This window comes from Intrasporangium sp. (genome assembly GCF_051961875.1).
Classification (GTDB): Bacteria; Actinomycetota; Actinomycetes; order Actinomycetales; family Dermatophilaceae; genus Intrasporangium_A.
The window spans coordinates 1-17,462 of sequence record NZ_JBQCCV010000048.1; the positions used below are offsets into that span (position 1 = coordinate 1).

At 70.4% G+C, this 17,462-nt stretch carries 14 protein-coding genes and 1 pseudogene; 9 read left to right on the forward strand and 6 right to left on the reverse strand.

Features of this window, described 5'->3' with window-relative positions; translation table 11 throughout:
- Together ACTHJJ_RS02855 and ACTHJJ_RS02860 are read left to right on the forward strand one after the other, a co-directional pair.
- Positions 1 to 618, forward strand: a pseudogene (locus ACTHJJ_RS02855) (hypothetical protein); the annotation flags it as partial.
- Between the two features lie 90 nt (positions 619 to 708).
- Positions 709 to 2,001 (forward strand): NAD(P)/FAD-dependent oxidoreductase, encoded by a 1,293-nt coding sequence (locus tag ACTHJJ_RS02860; protein WP_440301425.1) that lies wholly within the window; start codon positions 709 to 711, stop codon positions 1,999 to 2,001.
- 29 nt (positions 2,002 to 2,030) lie between these two features.
- On the opposite strand, the gene ACTHJJ_RS02865 is transcribed toward ACTHJJ_RS02860, so the two are convergent.
- Positions 2,031 to 3,392 (reverse strand): 6-phospho-beta-glucosidase, encoded by a 1,362-nt coding sequence (locus ACTHJJ_RS02865; RefSeq protein WP_440301438.1) that lies wholly within the window; start codon positions 3,390 to 3,392, stop codon positions 2,031 to 2,033.
- 32 nt (positions 3,393 to 3,424) lie between these two features.
- Here ACTHJJ_RS02865 and ACTHJJ_RS02870 point away from each other — a divergent pair, with 32 nt between their 5' ends.
- Complete coding sequence (locus tag ACTHJJ_RS02870) at positions 3,425 to 4,543, forward strand: carbohydrate kinase family protein (RefSeq protein WP_440301426.1); 1,119 nt, start codon at positions 3,425 to 3,427, stop codon at positions 4,541 to 4,543.
- Between the two features lie 56 nt (positions 4,544 to 4,599).
- On the opposite strand, the gene ACTHJJ_RS02875 is transcribed toward ACTHJJ_RS02870, so the two are convergent.
- The 3 genes from ACTHJJ_RS02875 to ACTHJJ_RS02885 are packed head-to-tail and all read right to left on the reverse strand — an operon-like array spanning position 4,600 to position 7,723.
- Positions 4,600 to 5,451: a carbohydrate ABC transporter permease gene (locus ACTHJJ_RS02875; protein WP_440301427.1), complete on the reverse strand. Its 852-nt coding sequence runs from the start codon at positions 5,449 to 5,451 to the stop codon at positions 4,600 to 4,602.
- Positions 5,451 to 6,368 (reverse strand): carbohydrate ABC transporter permease, encoded by a 918-nt coding sequence (locus ACTHJJ_RS02880; RefSeq protein WP_440301428.1) that lies wholly within the window; start codon positions 6,366 to 6,368, stop codon positions 5,451 to 5,453. Before ACTHJJ_RS02880 ends, ACTHJJ_RS02875 begins: the two co-directional genes overlap by 1 nt.
- A gap of 44 nt (positions 6,369 to 6,412) precedes the next feature.
- Positions 6,413 to 7,723 (reverse strand): ABC transporter substrate-binding protein, encoded by a 1,311-nt coding sequence (locus tag ACTHJJ_RS02885; RefSeq protein WP_440301429.1) that lies wholly within the window; start codon positions 7,721 to 7,723, stop codon positions 6,413 to 6,415.
- A gap of 178 nt (positions 7,724 to 7,901) precedes the next feature.
- Here ACTHJJ_RS02885 and ACTHJJ_RS02890 point away from each other — a divergent pair, with 178 nt between their 5' ends.
- Positions 7,902 to 8,273, forward strand: a complete 372-nt coding sequence (locus tag ACTHJJ_RS02890) for a hypothetical protein (protein WP_440301430.1) — start codon at positions 7,902 to 7,904, stop codon at positions 8,271 to 8,273.
- Between the two features lie 214 nt (positions 8,274 to 8,487).
- On the opposite strand, the gene ACTHJJ_RS02895 is transcribed toward ACTHJJ_RS02890, so the two are convergent.
- Entirely contained in the window at positions 8,488 to 9,435 is a 948-nt protein-coding gene (locus ACTHJJ_RS02895) for a lysophospholipase (RefSeq protein WP_440301431.1), read from the reverse strand.
- A gap of 131 nt (positions 9,436 to 9,566) precedes the next feature.
- Between ACTHJJ_RS02895 and ACTHJJ_RS02900 the strand changes: the two genes are divergently transcribed.
- From ACTHJJ_RS02900 to ACTHJJ_RS02915, 4 genes are all read left to right on the forward strand, one after another.
- Positions 9,567 to 10,706 carry a hypothetical protein gene (locus ACTHJJ_RS02900; protein ID WP_440301432.1) on the forward strand — a complete coding sequence of 380 codons (1,140 nt, stop codon included), beginning with the start codon at positions 9,567 to 9,569 and terminating at the stop codon, positions 10,704 to 10,706.
- A 74-nt stretch (positions 10,707 to 10,780) separates the two neighbouring features.
- The gene (locus ACTHJJ_RS02905) at positions 10,781 to 11,167 is read left to right on the forward strand and encodes a DUF6394 family protein (RefSeq protein WP_440301433.1); all 387 of its coding nucleotides are present in this window, start codon (positions 10,781 to 10,783) and stop codon (positions 11,165 to 11,167) included.
- 8 nt (positions 11,168 to 11,175) lie between these two features.
- The gene (locus ACTHJJ_RS02910) at positions 11,176 to 13,080 is read left to right on the forward strand and encodes an NAD-binding protein (protein WP_440301434.1); all 1,905 of its coding nucleotides are present in this window, start codon (positions 11,176 to 11,178) and stop codon (positions 13,078 to 13,080) included.
- A gap of 217 nt (positions 13,081 to 13,297) precedes the next feature.
- Positions 13,298 to 14,188 (forward strand): universal stress protein, encoded by an 891-nt coding sequence (locus ACTHJJ_RS02915; protein ID WP_440301435.1) that lies wholly within the window; start codon positions 13,298 to 13,300, stop codon positions 14,186 to 14,188.
- Positions 14,189 to 14,201: 13 nt separating this feature from the next.
- On the opposite strand, the gene ACTHJJ_RS02920 is transcribed toward ACTHJJ_RS02915, so the two are convergent.
- The gene (locus tag ACTHJJ_RS02920; protein WP_440301436.1) at positions 14,202 to 15,620 is read right to left on the reverse strand and encodes a two-component system sensor histidine kinase NtrB; all 1,419 of its coding nucleotides are present in this window, start codon (positions 15,618 to 15,620) and stop codon (positions 14,202 to 14,204) included.
- Between the two features lie 144 nt (positions 15,621 to 15,764).
- Between ACTHJJ_RS02920 and ACTHJJ_RS02925 the strand changes: the two genes are divergently transcribed.
- Positions 15,765 to 17,429, forward strand: coding sequence for an FAD-dependent oxidoreductase (locus ACTHJJ_RS02925; RefSeq protein WP_440301437.1), 1,665 nt, complete (start codon positions 15,765 to 15,767; stop codon positions 17,427 to 17,429).
- Positions 17,430 to 17,462 lie beyond the last annotated feature (33 nt).

Here is a 17,462-nt window from a genome sequence, read left to right on the forward strand (position 1 = left end):
CTGTCGGTCGACGACTTCGAGGTCGTCGAGACGGAGCGGCGCACCTCGGCGGCCGTGGCGCTGTGCGTCGACATGTCGTTCTCGATGTTCCACGAGGGCCGCTGGGGGCCGATGAAGCAGACGGCCCTCGCCCTGTCGCACCTCGTCCAGACCCGGTTCCGCCAGGACGCCCTGGAGATCATCGGCTTCACCATCGCGGCGCGCCGGCTGACCCCGGTGCAGCTCGCCGACGCGGAGCCCGAGTGGGTGCAGGGCACGAACCTCGAGCACGCCCTCATGCTCGCCAGCCGCCACCTGCGCCGGCACCCCGAGGCGGAACCGCTCGTGCTCGTCGTCACCGACGGCGAACCGACCGCCCACCTCGACCCGCGGGGCGTGCCGACCTTCGCCTGGCCGACGATCCCCGCGACGGTCCGCGCCACCATGGCCCAGGTCGACCTGCTCCGCCGCGCCGGGGCGGCCCTCAACGTCTTCATGCTCGGCGAGGACCCGGGCCTCGCCCGCTTCGTCGATGCCGTCGCCCGTCGGGCCGGCGGCCGCGTGTTCACCCCCTCGGTCGACCGGCTCGGCGAGTACGTCGTCTCCGACTACCTCCGTTCGCGGCGCGGGCGGCGCTGACCGCTCCGGTCCGCACCACGGCATACCCGAAGGTGGTATCCCGCCCAGCGCGCTCGGGCGCCCCCAGTCGCCCGCGCTTATGGTGGAGTCATGGGAACTCGACCACATGTCGTTGTCCTCGGCGGGGGATTCGGTGGGCTCTCGACCGTCAGAGCCCTGCGGAGTGTCGACGTCGACCTGACGCTCGTCGACCGGCATCCGTACAACACCTTCCAACCGCTGCTCTACCAAGTCGCGACGGGCACCCTGAACCCCGGCGACGTCACGTGGTTCCTCCGGTCCGTCCGGTCGAAGCAGAAGAACGTCCGGTTCGTGCAGGGCAGCTGCGAGGAGGTCGACCACGACGCCCGGACGATCAGGCTGTCGGGCGGTGAGATCGTGCAGTTCGACCGGCTCGTCATCGCGACGGGGGTCGCAGCCAACTACTTCGGGACCCCGGGGGCCGAGCAGCACGCGATGCCGCTCTACACGCGGAGCGAGGCCCTGTCGCTGCGGGACGCCGTCTTCTCGGGCCTCGAGGAGGCGTCGGTCAACCGGCAGTACGACGACATCCGCGTCGTCATCGTCGGTGGCGGCCCCACCGGTGTCGAGACGGCCGGCGCCCTCGCAGAGCTGCGCAACAAGGACCTCCCGGTGCTCTATCCGGAGCTCGACCCGCGCAAGGTGCACGTCACGCTCGTCGAGATGTCGCCACACCTGCTCGCCCCGTTCGCCCCGGAGAGCCGCGAGTATGCCGCTGACTCCCTCCGCAGGCGCGGTGTCGACCTGCGCCTCTCGACCAAGGTCAACGAGGTCCGCGGGGACGGGGTGGTCGTCGGTGACGACGGCGAGTTCCTCCCCGCGGGCGTCGTCATCTGGGCCAGCGGGGTGACCGCTCCCGAGGTCGTCTCGAAGTGGGGCGTACCGCAGGGCCGGGGCCACCGGATCGTCGTCGACGACCACCAGCGGGTGCAGGGGTTCGACGGCATCTACGCGGTCGGTGACATCTCCGTCGGCGAGGGCGACCGGGCACTGCCGCAGCTGGCCCAGCCCGCCATGCAGGAGGGTCGCTACGTCGGGCACCTCATTGCGGCCGAGCTGAGGGGCGAGACCCTGCCGCCGTTCCAGTACAAGGACAAGGGCATCCTCGCGACGATCGGACGAGCGTCCGCCGTCGCCGAGGTGAAGGGGCTGCCCCGGCTCAAGGGGTTCCCCGCGTGGGTCATTTGGAACAGCGTGCACATCGTGACCCTGCTGGGGAACCGCAACCGGCTCTCCACCATGGTCAACCTCGGCGCGAAGTATGTCGCGTGGGGCCGCACGCACAACGCGATCGTCGGCGACACCGAGCCTCCCGAGCTGGACAGTCCCGCCGAGGAGCGTCCTGGTATCCGCGGCACCTGACGGAGCCCCGGAGCCGGGGGCCGGCGGCGTCAGTTCCGGCGGAAGATCTTGTCGAGCAACGGGATCCGAGCCCGGTATCCATCGAGGAGCTGCCGCGCCACGGTGACCGAGTCGACGAGCGGGTGCAGCGCGAAGGCCTCGACCGCCGTGCGGGGGTCGCCGTCGAGCGCGGCCCGGATCGTGAGCTCCTCGACGGCCTTGACCTGGAGGGTCAGGCCGAGCTCCGCGCCGCGCAGGGCTGACACGGGCAGCGGCCGGGGGCCGGCGGCCGTCACCCGGCACGGCACCTCGACGACGGCGTCGACGGGCAGGCCGGGCAGCGTGCCGGCGTTGGCGACGTTGAGGATGAGCGTCGCCGACTCGTCGCGGGCGATGGCGGCCATCAGGGCGAGCGCGACCCCCTCGTACCCGCCGCTCTTCATGTCCTCCTCCGAACGCGGCTCGTCCTCGGCCCGGTTCTCCTGCATGTACGTCGCGTTGCGTTCCCGCTTGACCCGGTCCCACGTGGTCCAGGCGCCGGACGGCGAATCCGCCACGGCCGCATAGAAGTTCGCCTGCTGGCCAACGAGGAACTCGCCCCGCGTCTGGCCGCCGCCTCCGATGGCGGCGATCGCATCGCGGGTGAAGTAGTAGTAGTAGAGGTACTCGTTCGGCAGCACGCCGAGCGTCTGCAGCCAGTCGGTCCCGAAGAGGTGTCCCTCCTCGGTCGAGCCGAGCCGCGCGGGGTCGGCGAGCAGGTCGGGCAGGACGTCGCGGCCTTCGATCCGGAGGGCCTGGAGCCAGCCGAGGTGGTTGAGGCCGGCGTAGTCGATCTCGGCGCCGCCGAGGTCGTGCCCGAGGGCCGCCGCCGCACGCTTGGCGACGCCGAGGGCGGAGTCGCAGATGCCGACGACCCGGTTGCCGAGGACGCGCTGCATCGCCTGGGTGACCATGCCGGCCGGGTTCGTGAAGTTGATGACCCACGCGTCGGGAGCGAGGCGCTTGACGCGCTCCGCGATGTCGACGGCGACGGGAATCGTCCGCAGGCCGTACGCGATTCCCCCTGCCCCGGTCGTCTCCTGCCCGAGCAGCCCGAGCTCGAGCGCGACCCGCTCGTCGGCCGTCCGCCCCTCGAGGCCGCCCACCCTGATCGCCGAGAAGACGAAGTCCGCGCCCTCCAGCGCCTCGTCGAGGTCCGTGGTCATGGTGACCTCGGGCGCAGGGCGCGCCGGCCCCCCAGAGGTATGCCGCTCCGCCTGCGCCGCGAGGACGTGACCGATCGCGTGCAGCCGGGCCTCGTCCGTGTCGTACAGCACCACATGCGTCACGCGACGCTCCGAGCGGTCGGCCAGCACAGCGCCATACACGAGCGGGACGCGGAAACCGCCGCCGCCGAGGACCGTCAGGCGAATACCTGCCACGTCGGCGACGCTACCAAGGGATGATGGGGGTGATGCCGCAGCACGCCTATGACCCGCTGGCGGCGCTGCGGACCGCCGGAGCGCCCGAGTTCGACGTCTTCGTGCACGGCACGGTGTTCCTCGACATGATCTTCGCAGGGATGCCAGCGCCGGTCCCGGGCACGGAGGTGTGGGCCGAGGGGATGGCGTCGTGCCCGGGCGGCATCGCGAACCTCGCGGTGGCTGCCCGGCGGCTCGGGCTGCGGACCTCGCTGGCCGCGGCCTTCAGTGACGACGACTACGGCGACTTCTGCTGGCGCACCCTGGAGCAGCAGGAGGGCATCGACCTGCGGAGCTCACGACGCTTTCCAGACTGGCACTCGCCGGTGACGATCTCGATGTCCTTCTCGGGGGACCGGAGCATGGTCTCGCACGGCCATGCCGCCCCGGTGCCCACGTCGGAGCTGATCGGTGATCCGCCCCGAGCGAGAGCGGTTTTCGTCGACCTCGCGGACGACGCGTGCCTGACCGGCGAGGGCTCCGGCTGGGTCTCGGTCGCCCGGCAGCAGGGCGCGCTCTGCTTCGCCGACGTGGGCTGGGACCCGAAGGAGGAGTGGGCACCGACAGTGCTCGACAAGCTCGAACACTGCCACGCGTTCATGCCGAACGCGGCCGAGGCGATGGCCTACACCGCGGCGCCGACGGTGCACGACGCGCTCTACCGGATCGCGGACCGGGTGCCGCTCGCCATCGTGACGAACGGCGCCCAAGGAGCGATCGGCATCGACTCGGCGACGGGCGAGGAGGCCAACGTGCCCGCGCTTCGCGTCGAGGGGCTCGACCCGACCGGGTCGGGCGACGTCTTCGCCGCGGCCATGGTGCTCGGCACGCTTGCGGAATGGCCGCTCGCGGACCGGATGGCTTTTGCCGCCCTCTGCTCGGCGCTGGCGTTGCAGCAGTTCGGCGGGTCGCTCGCCGCGCCCGGCTGGGGCGACGTCGTCGACTGGTGGCACGCCCTGCTCGCGGACCGGTCGACCGACAGCTACCACCGGTCGCTGCGGCGGCGGTATGCGTTCCTCGAGGAGATCGCGCCGCACGTGCCGATCACGGCGTGCCGGCGTGCGACGGCGACGATCGCCCGCCGCGCCGACCTCCCCACCTGACCCGAATCGGCGCTCCGGGCCTCGCTCGTTCCTCGCTCGTGTCCTCACGCCTTGGCTCAGTCGCCGGCGATGCCGGTCCGCTCTACGCCCTCCACGATCCAGCGCTGGAGGAACAGGAACATCAGCAGCAGCGGGAAGATCGCCACCAGGGCCGCCATGAACAGCTGGCTCACCTGCACCGACTGCGCGGTCAGGAACGTGGACAGTGCGATCTGGACCGTCCACGAGGACTGGTCGCGGCCGATCACGAGAGGCCAGAGGAAGGCGTTCCACGACCCGATGAAGGTGATCGTCCCGATCGCGGCGGCGAAGCCCCGCGAGTTCGGCACGACGATCCGCCAGAACGTCCCCCACCAGCCGAGGCCGTCCATGAACGCCGCCTCCTCGATCTCCTTGGGGAAGCCGAGGAAGAACTGCCGGAACAGGAACGTCGCGAGCGCCTGGAACGGGCCCGGGATGATCAGGCCCCGCAGCGTCGAGATCCAGCCGAGTGTCGACACGAGCACGAAGCTCGGCACGAACGTGACCGCGGCCGGGATGAGCAGCGTGGCCGTGATGCCGTAGAAGACGGCGTTGGACCAGCGGTAGGGGATCCGCGCGAGCCCGTAGCCGGCCAGTCCCGAGACGAGCAGCACGCCGCCCGTCTGCACGACGGCGATGATCGCCGAGTTGAGCATGCTGCGCGCCATCGGGATCGCCGGGTTGGCGAAGAGCCCGGTGAGGTTGTCGGTCTCCCACACGGGCGGCAGCCAGTGGAAGTCCGGTGACCCGAGGTCCTGCTCGCGCATGAGGGCGCTGCGCAGCAGCAGGTAGAAGGGGATGAGGAAGAGCACCGCGCCGACCGCGAGGGCCGAGTAGCGCCCCAGTGCCGCGATGCCGCTCGCCCGGCGGCTCCTGACGATGGCCATCAGTCACCCCTCCCACCGAGCCGCAGGAACCGGCCCTGCGCCAGGGCCACGATGAGGATGATCAGGGTCAGGATGACGGCGCCGGCCGACCCGTGCCCGAAGTCCTGCCCCGACCCGAGCGCCGTGTAGTAGAGGTAGACGAGCGGCGGCCTGGCATAGGGCGGGTAGGAGCCGAACGACGACAGGATGTTGTAGAACTCGTCGAACGCCTGGAACGCGTTGATGAGCAGCAGGAGCAGCACCGCCGTCGACGTCGCCCGCAGCTGCGGCAGGGTGATGTGGCGCAGCACCTTCCACCCCTCGGCACCGTCGATCGCGGCCGCCTCGTAGAGGTTCGGGTTGATCCGCTGGATCCCGGCGAGGAACAGGATCATGTAGAACCCGAGCTGCAGCCAGAGCCGCGCCGTCACGAGGACGAGCCAGTACCACGGCGGCTGGGCGATCGAGAGCCACGGGATCGAGTCGAGGCCGAACCAGCCGAGGACGTAGTTCGCGAGCCCTGACCGCACGCCCGAGAAGATCGACATCTTCCAGATCAGCGAGGCGACCACGTACGAGCACGCCGTCGGCAGGAAGAACACCGACCGGAAGAACGCCTGCATGACCCGCGTCCGGGCGACGAGCAGCGCGATCGCCAGCGACAGGACGAACGTCACCGGGACGATGAAGACCGCGAAGACGGCGAACGTCCACAGGCTGTCGCGGAAGGCCGGGTCGCGAAGCATGTCGAGGTAGTTGCTGAACCCGACGAACTCCGTGGGGGTGACAGTGTTGTAGCTGTTGAAGAACGACAGGTAGATCGACCAGATGATCGGGACGTAGACGAAGACGACGAGCCCGATGACGAACGGCCCGACGAAGACCCAGAACCAGAGGTTGCGGTCCTGCCGCCCACGCAACCGCGCGCTCAGCGTCATACCTTTCCGGGGGTATGACGCTGAGCCGGCTTCTGCTCCTACGCTCAGCTGAGCACTCGCTTGAGTTCGGCGTCCGCGACCGCCTTGACCTGGGCGATCTGCGCCTTCGGGTCGGCGCCCTCCTTGACGATCCGGTTCATGGCGTCGCCGAAGGCGGTGCTGGCCTTGGGGGTCCAGAGGAGCGGCGACTGGGCGTGGCCGACCTCGGTGGCGAGGCGCGCGGCGTCGGCGGCCTGGCCGGTCTTGAGCGACTCGGCCTGCGGGATGAGGCTCTTGCGGGACGGGATGTGGAAGCCGTACGAGGTCGCGAAGTCGAGCTGGTCCTTCGTCTGGTCGATCCAGAGCCACTTCGCGAACGCCTTCGCGGCGTCGGTGTTCGTGCTCCTCGCGCTGACGCACGAGCCGTAGGCGCCGACCGGGACGGAGTCCTTGCCCTGGGCATCGAGCTTGGGCCACGCCATGACGCCGAAGTCGTCGCCCAGGCCCTTCTTGATGTCGGGGAAGGTCCAGAGGCCGGTGAACTGCATCGCGGTCAGGCCGTTCACGAGGGCCGACGGGTCGAACCAGTCCTTGGGCGCGCCGAGGAGGAGGACCTTGGCGTCCCACATCTCGCGGAGCTTGCCGAGCGCCGTGGCCGCGCGCGGGTCGTCGAAGCCGAACTTGTTGTCCTCGGTGAGGTAGTCGAGACCCGCCGACCACAGCATCGGCCCGCCCATGAGGTCCGCGCCGCCGGCGTTGCCGAGGAAGAGGCCCTTGACGTTGCCGTTGGTGAGCTTCTTCGCGGCGTCGATGAGCTCGTCGATCGTCTGCGGCGGCTGGAGGCCAGCCTTGTCCAGCATCGACTTCCGGTAGACGAGCAGCTGCATGTCGATCACCTGCGGGATGGCCCAGATCTTGTCCTGGTAGGTCATCCGCTTCAGGATCGAGTCGTTGAAGTCGCCCTTGGCGTCGCCGAACAGGTCGGTCATGTCGACGACCTGGCCGCCCTTGATCATGTCGATGGTGGGCCCGTTGCCGTACTCGAACACGTCGGGGCCCGCGTTGGTGAGCAGCGAGGCGGCCGTGGACTGGTCGTAGTCGCCCGGCTTCCACGTGACGACGACCTTGGCGTTCGGGTACGCGGCGGCATAGCGCTCGACGGCCTGCTGGGTGCCCGTCTCGCCGTACTGGTGGTACCACTGCTGGAGCGTCGGCTTCGAGCCGCCAGCGCCGCCCGACGCGCTGGTGGAGGGCTCGCGCCCCGTGTTGCCGCCGCACGCCGCGAGCACGCCCGTCATGGCGGCGAGTCCGCCGAGGGTCAGGACCGAGCGACGGTCCAGGTTGGGTCCGCCGGGCTGTTGGGGGGTGCGCGTCATGCCAGTGTCTCCGTCACGAGATGGTCAGTACCCCCTGTTTCTACTCCCTGACGCGGACCGGCCGCCACGCGGCTGGCCCACCACCGACAATCGGACCCCGGCTCGAAAGTCGGAGGCACCTGCACCCGCGACCAGCACATCGGGTTTCGGTCCGGCGTCGCCGGGGCACCGTCTGGCCATGACCGACAACGGGGCTCGCGCCGCGCTGACCGTGGCCCGGGCGCAGGGGAGCTACAACATCCTGACCGGCGCGTGGGCGTTGGTCAGCATGCGCAGCTTCGAGGCGCTCCTCGGGCCCAAGGTCGACCGCTGGCTCGTCAAGACGGTGTCCGGGCTGCTCCTCAGCACGGGGGCCGTCCAGGTCGGCGCGGACCGCGCCGCCGTGCCGACGGTTCGTCGGCTGAGTGTCATGACGGCGGCGACCTTGCTCACCGTCGACTGCACGTATGCCGTCCGGGGCCGGATCGCGAAGACGTACCTCATCGATGCACTCGTCCAGGCCGGGTTCATCGCCGCTTGGCTCAAGGCGGCCCGGGCAGACGGTTCGTGATCCCGGCTCGAGGCGGTCGAGCGCTCGGTTCGAGCACGACCGCCTCAAACCGGGACCTGGGAGGTGCGAACGAAGCGCCTCTCGCTCGGGGGTCCGAGAGGCGCCTCGTTCGACACCTACATCGCGTCACCCCGGCCGGCGTTACAACGCCGTACCACCTTTTCTCCGACCCGGCCGTGACCCACCGCCTCGACCCGGCGAGAAGTCGCCTCGATCAGGCCGGGCGGTCGGACACGGAGGGCAGGTGGGCGTCGAGCCAGGCGATGAGCTCGGCCGACACCTCGTCCCGGTTCGTCTCGTTGAGCACCTCATGCCGGGCGTCGGGCCAGAACTTCGTCGTGACGTCAGCGACGCCGAGCCGGCGGTACTGGCTCGCCACCTCCTGCACGCCCTTGGTCCGGTCACCGACCGGGTCCATCGAGCCGGACACGAGGTGGATCGGAAGGTCCTTGGGCACTCGGGAGACCGTGGCGTCGGAACTGATCTCCGCGATGCCGCCGAGCAGGTCCGCATAGAACCCACTCGTGAAGACGTTGCCGCACCGGGTGTCCGCGATGTACTTGTCCACCTCCGCCTCGTCCCGGGAGAGCCAGTCGAACTCCGTCCGGGCCGGCCGGAAGGGCTTGTTGTACTGCCCGAAGGTGAGCGTGTTGAGCAGCGCGCTCTTGTGGCGGCGACCCCGCACCCGGCCCTCGACCGTGGCGAGGAGCTGGCCGACCTTGCCGAGCAGACCCGGGTCACCGCCCGTGCCCGAGAGGATGAGCCCGTCGAGCTCGTCACCGAACCGGGCGGCGTACGAGCGGGCGAGGAACGAGCCCATGCTGTGCCCGAGAAGGAAGCAGGGCAGCCCGGGCTGCTCTGCCTTCGCGCGGATGGTGACCAGGTGCAGGTCGTCGACCACCGTGCTGAAGCCACCGGAGTCGGCGAAGTAGCCCTCGTCCTCGGGTGTGCCCGCGGTGCTGCCGTGCCCCCGGTGGTCCTGCGCGTATACCGCATAGCCGCACGCCGTGAGCTGCTCGGCGAAGCGGGCGTAGCGCTCGGAGTGCTCCGCCATCCCGTGGGCGATCTGCACGACCGCCTTGGGCGAGCCGTCGGGCAGCCATCGGTTGACGTGCAGGTTCGTGCCGTCGGGGGCCGCGATCGTGAAGGTGCCGCTCTGCATGACTGGACAGTAACCCTCCCTGAGCGGGGCGGCACCGAAGACGCTGCCGAGCACGAGGCCGCATGCTCCGGCGAGGCGGCGGCGAGACGTCGTGTCCCGGACTCCCGGCGGATGCTGGCAGAGTTGGGCGAGTGGCAGAACAGTGGTTGCGGATCCAGGTCGACCTGACCGCCGGTGACGGGCGGGCCCTCGTCCCGTCCCCCGGGCGGGTCATGGTCGTGCCCCCGTCAGCCACCTTCGACCAGTTCGGGCTCGCCGTCGACATCGCCTTCGGACGGTGGGACACCATGCGCGACCGGTCCTTCACCCGTCAGACCATGGGGCGCCAGACACAACGGCGCCGGGACCGGCACCTGTCGCCCGACCTCGTCCTGGCCGACATCCTCGCCGCCGGCGAGCGCTTCATCTACGTCTTCGACTCGGACCGCGGCTGGACCCACGACTGCTTCGTCGAGGAGGCGCTCGACCCGTCGGACACGACGGGCCTGTCCCCGATCCCCGTCCCTCTCGTCGGCTGGGGGACCCTGCCCGACCAGGACGGCCGGACCGGCCGAGAGATGCCGTTCCGGGCCACGCCCCTGACGTCCGTCGGCAGTGCCGAGATCCGGGTCGCCGCGAAGGACGGCGCCGAGGCGCTCCTCGAGGCCGTCTCCGACAAGGACCTGTCCCTGGCCCTGCAGCAGGCCGGCACGGCCCTGATGCGCGCCTACCGTGCGAACAAGTCGCTCCGCAAGCGGATCGCGGTGCCCCTCGAGCAGATCCGGACCGGCCTGGTGCAACGGGGCTGGACCGGCGACGAGATCCTCGCCTCGGAGATCACCGCGCTCCTGACCCGGACCGAGCGGCGCGGGCGGACCCTGGCCGTCGACTTCGAGGATCTCGTCGACGTGATGCGCAACGCCGGCGACGAGCCCGGCGGCTATCTGCATCTCGACACCGGCGAGGCGATCCATGCGTTCCTCCGGCACGGCTCCCGCTACTGGGGCGACGCGTCCGAAGACGACGCGGAAGGCAGCCAGGACGACGACCTGTGGCTCTACATCGACCACGACAGCGACAGCGAGTGGCAGGACATGGCCGACTTCGCCGCCCAGGCCGGTGAGCACGAGACGATCCTGTCGGTGGCGATCCGCGGACGCGGCGCCTTCCGCCGCTTCAACGACACCGTGCGCGACCTCCACCTCTGGGACAGGTGGTCCGCCTTCTCGGACGAGCGCGCCTGGGGCCGGGCGCGCGCCGTCCTGCACCAGCAGGGCATCCGCGCCGTCTGACGGGGGCCGTCGAGTGAGCGGTTCAGCGCACCCGTCACATGGGTAGCAACACAGCACCCGGCGATGGAGCGCGCATGAACTTGGAGAAGGTGATCTTCGGCTTCTTCGTCCTGCTCGCCGCCACGCTCAACTTCGGGTTCTTCACCGGGCCGCTCAGCGACCCGACCGCGCACAACGTCTACGAGCTGTTCGCCGCCGTCGTCGTCAACGTCGTGGCGACCGTGCTCAAGCTGGGCGATCGCACCCAGATCGGCGCGGTCCACCTGGCGACGAGCCTCGTCGCCTCGCTACAGCTCATCGCCGCGGCGATCCTCTGGACGTACGCGACCCAGATCTCCACGGCCGGGCTCACGCCCGGGGCGACGGCCAGCGTCGTGTCGATGTCGGCGGGGGCGCTGTTCGCCAACGTCGTGTCCGTCGTGCTGCTGGTCATCGAGACGGTCTCCTTCCAGCGGCGCTAGGTCGACCCGTGGGCAACCCGCTGCTGCTCGCCTGGTTCCGCGTGAGGCGCGAGGAGGACGACCACACGACGAGGGGCCGCATCACTCCGGAGGCCCTCGCCCTCAGCCGGGACGAGGCCGCCGAGCCGGCCAGCGGGCTGCTGCTCTTCCTGCGCCGGATGCGCTACCCGCTCATCGCGATCATCCTCATCTTCGCGGTCAGCGTCGTCGGCCTGACCCTGATCCCCAAGACCGAGCCCGACGGCACCGTCGTGCGGATGAGCCTGTTCGACGCGTTCTATGTCGTCAGCTACACCGCGACGACGATCGGCTTCGGGGAGACGCCGTTCGAGTTCAGCGTCGCGCAGCGGCTCTGGGTCACGGCCGTCATCTACATGTCCGTCGTCGGGTGGGCCTACGGCATCGGCTCGCTGCTGGCGCTCACCCAGGACCGCTCCTTCCGCCGCACGCTCGCCCGTCGGCACGTGTCCCGGAAGGTGTCCCACCTGCCCGAGCCGTTCCACATCCTCGTCGGCTACGGCACCACGACCCGAAGGATCGCGAGGGCCCTCGACGACCTCGGCCGCCGGTTCGTCATCATCGACGAGAGCGAGGGCCGCACGTCGTCGGTGGACCTCGACGACTACCGGGCTGATACGCCGGCGCTGTACGGCGATGCCCGGGAGACGCGCAACCTCGTCCTGGCAGGGCTGGCCCATCCGCGGTGCGAAGGTGTGCTCGCCATGACGGGCGACGACCAGACGAACCTCGACGTCACGATGACGACCGCGCTGCTCCGGCCGGGTCTGCCCGTCATCGCGTTGACCTCGACCCGGGAGATGGCCGAGCGGATGCGGTCGTTCGACGCGTGGTTCGTGGTGAACCCGCTCGACCGCTTCGGCAACCACCTGCGCATCCTCGCGAGGTCGCCCGCGGCATACCAGCTGATGACCTGGCTGACGAGCCCCCCGGGGACCGAGCTGCCGCCCGTCCGTCCACCCGTGCCCCGCGGGCGATGGGTGGTGTGCGGACAGGGCCGCTTCGCGGAGGAGATGGTGCGGGACCTGCGGGCCGAGGGCGTATCCGTGACGCGGGTGCTCGGCGGCGCCTCCGCGCTGGCCCGGCTCGAACGGTCCCGCGCCGATGCGGCGGGGGCGGCGGACGAGACGGAACGTGACCCCTCCTCGGACGGTGACGCCCCGGCGGAGGGTGCGCCGTCCACGGAGGGAGCCCCGTCGATTGCGGCGGAGGTCGAGGAGCTGCACGAGGCGCACCTCGAGTCGGCCGTCGCGTTCGTGGCCGCTGCCGACGACGACACGACGAACCTCTGGCTCCTCGACGCTGCCGCCGGCGTCAACCGCGAGCTGTTCACCGTCGCACTCGAGCACCGCGCCTCCAACGTGCCCCTCTTCGACGCGCTCGACGTCGACTTCGGGATGACCGCCGCCGAGGTCGCCGGGCGGGAGGTGATGGCCCGCCTCGCGAACCCCGGCCTCATGGCGTTCCTGCCGGCCGTCCCGCGGAAGGGCGACGAGTGGTGCTCCGAGATGGTGCGTCGGCTCGTCGAGCAGTGCGGCACCGAGACACCGGAGCTGTGGCTCGTCGACCTCGACGACGAGTCGGCCCCGGCCCTGGCCTCCTGGCTCGCGGCCGGCACCCTCACCCTCGGGGACCTGATGCGCAGCCCGGTCGACCGGGACCGGTCGCTCCGCGCCGTCGCCCTCGCCGTCGTCCGCAATGGCGAGAGCCTGCCCGGACCGGGTCGTGACGAGGTCCTGCGTCCGGGTGACCGGCTGCTGATCGCCGCACAGAGGCCCACCCGACGCACCCTGGACGCGACGCTCGGCCATGGCCCGACCGCGGCGTACGTGGTCGAGGGGCGCTTCGTCCCCTCGGGCTGGCTGTGGCGCCGGCTCACCCGCTCGCCCATGTGACGGATGGGACGGCCAGCTCACTCGAGGGCGCGCAGCGCCGTCCCGGGCGGGCGGGCGCGCAGCGCCGTCCCGGGCGAGGAGGGGCCTCGGACACGGCATACGGGCGTCGGTCACCGCTCGTCATCATGCGCGACCTTGATCACCGCGCCATGGAGCGTCCCGCCTGAGACGATGGGGGTGGCGGAGGCGCGCACAGCGATGCGAGCAAGGAGGAGTCATGGAGACGGTTCCCAGCAGCCACCCCATCATCGTCGGTTTCGACGGGTCACCGGCCGCCGAGTCCGCCGTGGACTGGGCTGCGGCCCTGGCCAGGCAGTGCGGGGTCGGGCTGCGCGTCCTCGCCGCGGTCCCGTGGCCCTACAGCGGGATGGGCATCGGCGCCGCGGCCCCGTTCGACCCGCAGCAGCTCGCCCATGACGTGGCGACCGACGGGAAGAACCGCGCCCTCAAGGTCCTCGGGGAGTCGGATGTCACCGTGATCGGCCACGCCGACAACGCCGCCAACGCCTTGGTCGAGGAGTCCGGGTCCGCGGACCTGGTCGTTGTCGGCCACCCGAGCCGCTCGCGGCTCGGCCAAGGCTTCATCGGATCCGTCGTCTACGGGGTCGTCACTCATGCCAAGTGCAACGTGGCCGTCGTCCCGGACGGCAAGGTCGTCGTCCCCGGGCCGCGGCACCCCGTCATGGTCGGCGTGGACGGCTCCGACGCGGCCCTTACGGCGGTGGAGCGCGCCGCCGAGGAGGCGCACCGGTGGGGTGCGCCGCTCGAGATCGTCCAGACCTGGTTCCTGTCGACGGCGACCGGGTGGTCGGGGACCCTGGCTGGGAGCACCATGGTCGACCAGAGCACCGAGTTCTTCGTCGAGGCCGCCCGGGAGTCGGTGACCAAGGCCGCGGCCCGGGCCAAGTCGCTCCAGGAGGACCTCCCCGTGGAGACTCTCGTCTTCGAGGAGCACCCGGCGCGGGCCCTCGTCGACACGTCGAAGAAGGCCGGTCTGCTCGTCGTCGGCAGCCGCGGCCTCGGCGGCTTCCAGCGCCTCCTGCTCGGCTCGGTGAGCCGGTACGTCATCCAGCATGCGACCGTCCCGGTCCTCGTCGTGAGACGGTGACCGACGGCGACGGTCAGCGGCGCTGGTCGAGCGGAAGCGTCACCCGGAAGAGCGTGCGGCCGGGCCGGGACTCGACGGTGATCGTGCCGCCGTGTTCCTCGGTCACGATGCGCCAAGCAGTGTCGAGGCCCAGACCGGTGCCGACGCCCTGCGGCTTGGTCGTGAAGAACGGCTCGAAGATCCGGTGCAGGTCGGCTTCCGCGATGCCTGCGCCGTCGTCCTCGATCTCGACGACCGCGCAGTCATCCTCCCGCCGGGTCCGGATCGCGATGGCGCCGGAGCCGCCCGTCGCGTCCGCGGCGTTGTCGAGGACGTTCGTCCAGACCTGGTTCAGCGTGTTGCCGTGCACCCGGATCGCCGGGATGGACCGGTCGAAGTCGCGCGTGACCGTGACGTCCCGGAGCGCGTGGTTGAGGATCGTCAGGGTGCTCTCGATGCCGTCGTGCAGGTCGACCTGCTGCTCCGCGGCCCGGTCCATGTGGGTATAGCCCTTGATCGCCTGGACGAGCTCGGTGATCCGCCGGCTGCTGCGGGTCAGGATCTCGACGGACTCCTTCGTCGCATTCGTCGCATCGACCCAGCGGAGCGTCGGTGCGAGGTCGCCCTGCGGCACCTGTGTGGCGAGCTCGCGGATCGAAGTCCCTGTCTGCCCGGCCTGGGCGAGGCCTGCGGCGAGCGACCAGCCCTGGGGCACGCCGAGCTCATCGAGCACCTCCTCGATCTCGGACTCGCGGCGGTCACGCTCTAGCGGGCCGAGCTGCTCCTCGGGCCCGGGTGCCGGTGCCGCAGCAAGACCGGTCAGTCGGCGGCACTGTTGCTTGCTGATTCCTTGCGAGACAAGGGTGTTCAGCGCATCATCGCGGTTGGCGAGGGCTGCCGTCAGGCGCGCGCTCGCTCGACCGACGGCAGCGGCCGGGTTGTTCAGCTCGTGGGCGAGGCCAGCAGAGAGCTTGCCGAGGGCCGCCATCTTCTCGAGATAGCGAGCCTGCTCATCGCGGACCAGGGCTGCGTTCTGGCGCTCCAGCTCCTCGGCGTGCAGCCGCTCAGTGATGTTCCGGAAGAACCCGTGGGTCGCGATGATCGTGTCGCCCAGGTAGCGGTTCGTGACGCTTCCCTCGACCGGGACTGGGTCGCCGCCTCGCGTCCGGAAGACGGCCTCCATGTAGGGGATCGACTCGCCGCCCAGGGCCTTGCTGAAATAGAGCTGGCAATGCTCCCGGGAGCTGTCGTGGATGATGTCCCAGATGTCGAGCGCGGGCACCTCGTCTGCGCTGTAGCCGAGGGTGTCGAGCCATGACTTGTTGACGAACTCGAAGGTCCCGTCAGGGCGCACGCTCTGGATCATGTCGTGCGCGTTGTCGATGGCCGCCCGATAGCGTTGCTCGCTCTCGGCGAGCTGGAGGTGGGCCTCGGTCTGGCTCTGCTCGGACATGGTGTCCTCCACGCGGAGGGGTGCCGCGATCACGAATGGACCACAGGAAGCGGTGAGTCCGATCCGGTTCAAGGATAGGATCGCGAAGGGAGCGGGACCAGCAATTGCCGGGGTGATCGGGACACCGGTCGGAGAGACGTGGCCATGGCGAAGCCCATCATTCTCGCGGTGGACGACGACGCCGAGGTCCTGCAGGCAGTCGGGCACGACGTGCGGCAGGGGTTCGGCGAGAAGTTCCGCGTCATCAGGGCAGATTCGGGGGCGCGGGCCCTCGAGGTGCTACGTCAGGTCAGGCTCGCCGACGACGCGGTCGCCCTCATGCTCGTCGACCAGAGAATGCCGGAAATGTCCGGAGTGGAGCTCTTGTCCCGGGCGAAGGAATTGTTTCCCGACGCAAAAAGGGTCTTGTTGACGGCATATGCCGACACCGAGGCGGCCATCAAAGCCATCAACGAGGTCCAGCTCGACTATTACCTCATCAAGCCCTGGGACCCACCCGAGCAGCGGCTCTACCCGGTCCTCGACGACCTGCTCGACGACTGGCTCGCCGGACACCATCCCTCCTTCGAGGGCGTGCGGGTCATCGGCCACCGCTGGTCGGCGCAGTCACACGGCGTTCGAGACTTCCTGGCCCGCAACCAGGTGCCCTACCAGTGGTTCGACCTCTCGACGGACCCCCGCGCGGCCGAGCTGCTGGCACTCGTCGGCGAGGAGGCGGAGTGCCCCGTCCTCCTCTTTCCCGACGGCCGGGTGCTCCGGCAGCCGACCGTCGAGGAGATCGCCGAGACCCTCGGGCTGCGTGGGCATGCCGAGGTGCCGCTCTGCGACCTGCTCATCATCGGCGGCGGTCCCGCCGGCCTCGCCGCGGCCGTGTACGGCGCCTCCGAGGGACTGCGCACGGTCCTCATCGAGCGCGAGGCCACGGGCGGCCAGGCGGGGATGAGTTCCCGCATCGAGAACTACCTCGGCTTCCCGGCCGGACTGTCGGGAGGCGACCTGGCGCGTCGGGCGACGACGCAGGCCAGGCGCTTCGGCGTCGAGATGCTGCTGACGCAGGAGGTCGCCTCGCTCCGCGCGACCCCGGGATCGCTGGGGGTGACCCTCACGGACGGCAGCGAGCTCGGTGCCCACTCGATCGTGCTGGCCACCGGGGTCTCCTATCTACGGATGGATGTGCCGGGCCTCGAGGCACTGGTCGGGCGCGGGGTCTACTACGGCGCCGGCCTGTCAGAGGTCTCGTCGATTGCCGGCGAGGACGTCTTCGTCGTGGGGGGCGCCAACTCGGCGGGGCAGGCCGCGCTGCACTTCTCGGCCGTGGCGCGCAGCGTGACGATGCTCGTGCGGGGCACCAGCCTGGCCGCCGGGATGTCGCACTACCTGGTCGACCAGATCGAGCGGACTCCGAACATCGACGTGCGGCTCGGTACGAGCGTCACGGAGGTGACGGGTGAGGCCCACCTCGAGGAGCTGGTCATCCTCGACCGTGTCGACGGGGAGTGCCGCAAGGAGCCGGCGACGGCGCTGTTCGTCTTCATCGGGGCCCGGCCCCGGACCGAATGGCTCGACGGGGTGGTCGCGTGCGACGAGCGCGGCTTCATCCTCACGGGACCGGACCTGGCCACGCAGCACGGCCGAGCCTGGCCGCTCGACCGGGACCCCTTCCTGCTCGAGACGAGCGTGCCGGGGATCTTCGCGGCCGGCGACGTGCGCTCGGGCTCGACGAAGCGGTGCGCTGCGGCGGTCGGTGAGGGATCGATGGCCGTACAGTTCGCCCATCAGCGTCTCGCAACGCTCGGGGCGCGCGTCTGATGAGCGATCGGTGCACGCATCTCGACGAGGTCA

Bases quoted from the DNA above. Each gene is read 5' to 3' on its own strand.
- ACTHJJ_RS02885 (WP_440301429.1), bottom strand. From the start codon at position 7,723: ATGACGCGCACCCCCCAACAGCCCGGCGGACCCAACCTGGACCGTCGC.
- ACTHJJ_RS02860 (WP_440301425.1), top strand. From the start codon at position 709: ATGGGAACTCGACCACATGTCGTTGTCCTCGGCGGGGGATTCGGTGGG.
- ACTHJJ_RS02920 (WP_440301436.1), bottom strand. From the start codon at position 15,620: ATGTCCGAGCAGAGCCAGACCGAGGCCCACCTCCAGCTCGCCGAGAGC.
- ACTHJJ_RS02875 (WP_440301427.1), bottom strand. From the start codon at position 5,451: ATGGCCATCGTCAGGAGCCGCCGGGCGAGCGGCATCGCGGCACTGGGG.
- ACTHJJ_RS02905 (WP_440301433.1), top strand. From the start codon at position 10,781: ATGAACTTGGAGAAGGTGATCTTCGGCTTCTTCGTCCTGCTCGCCGCC.
- ACTHJJ_RS02890 (WP_440301430.1), top strand. From the start codon at position 7,902: ATGACCGACAACGGGGCTCGCGCCGCGCTGACCGTGGCCCGGGCGCAG.
- ACTHJJ_RS02895 (WP_440301431.1), bottom strand. From the start codon at position 9,435: ATGCAGAGCGGCACCTTCACGATCGCGGCCCCCGACGGCACGAACCTG.
- ACTHJJ_RS02870 (WP_440301426.1), top strand. From the start codon at position 3,425: ATGGGGGTGATGCCGCAGCACGCCTATGACCCGCTGGCGGCGCTGCGG.
- ACTHJJ_RS02915 (WP_440301435.1), top strand. From the start codon at position 13,298: ATGGAGACGGTTCCCAGCAGCCACCCCATCATCGTCGGTTTCGACGGG.
- ACTHJJ_RS02880 (WP_440301428.1), bottom strand. From the start codon at position 6,368: ATGACGCTGAGCGCGCGGTTGCGTGGGCGGCAGGACCGCAACCTCTGG.
- ACTHJJ_RS02925 (WP_440301437.1), top strand. From the start codon at position 15,765: ATGGCGAAGCCCATCATTCTCGCGGTGGACGACGACGCCGAGGTCCTG.